The organism is Streptomyces sp. ISL-36 (genome assembly GCF_018614205.1).
Classification (GTDB): Bacteria; Actinomycetota; Actinomycetes; order Streptomycetales; family Streptomycetaceae; genus Streptomyces.
Genome location: NZ_JAGGOS010000202.1, coordinates 6,148 through 6,606, shown reverse-complemented (window position 1 = coordinate 6,606; position 459 = coordinate 6,148). Strand labels below are relative to the sequence as shown.

At 74.5% G+C, this 459-nt stretch carries 1 pseudogene; it reads left to right on the top strand.

Going from position 1 to position 459, the window contains the following annotated elements:
* Positions 1-404: pseudogene (locus J7E93_RS35845) on the top strand (hypothetical protein); the annotation flags it as partial.
* Between the last annotated feature and the right edge of the window lie 55 nt (positions 405-459).

The window sequence follows — 459 nt, the reverse complement described above, 5'->3', positions numbered from 1 at the left end:
TGGTCGTCCTGACCGCCGCCCTGGTGATGCTCGTCCTCGGCGGTTTCTCGCCGCTCGGCGTCGACGACGTCACCGCCGACGAGCGCCAGGACCGGGGCGCCTTCATCGTCAGCCTCGCGGTGAACTTCCTCTTCGTCCTCGTCGCCCTGGTGAAGGGGAAGTACCGCATGGCCGTCATCGGGACGCTCGTGCCCTTCGTGGCGATCGTCGGCGCCCTCCGGCTGGCCCGCCCCGGGTCCTGGTGGTCCAAACGCGCCTACGCCCGCCGCCCCCGGGCCCGCGCCCGGTCCCGGCTGCGGACCTACCGGCACGACCGGCGCTGGGACCGGGTGCGCCGACGGGTTCAGGATCTGATCGGCGGCTTCCAGGAGCGCGGCCCGGGCCGCGGCTCCGATCCTTCCTGACGGCGCTCCCGCCACGCCGCGACCGCGACGAGCACCAGCACGGCGGCGATCGCCG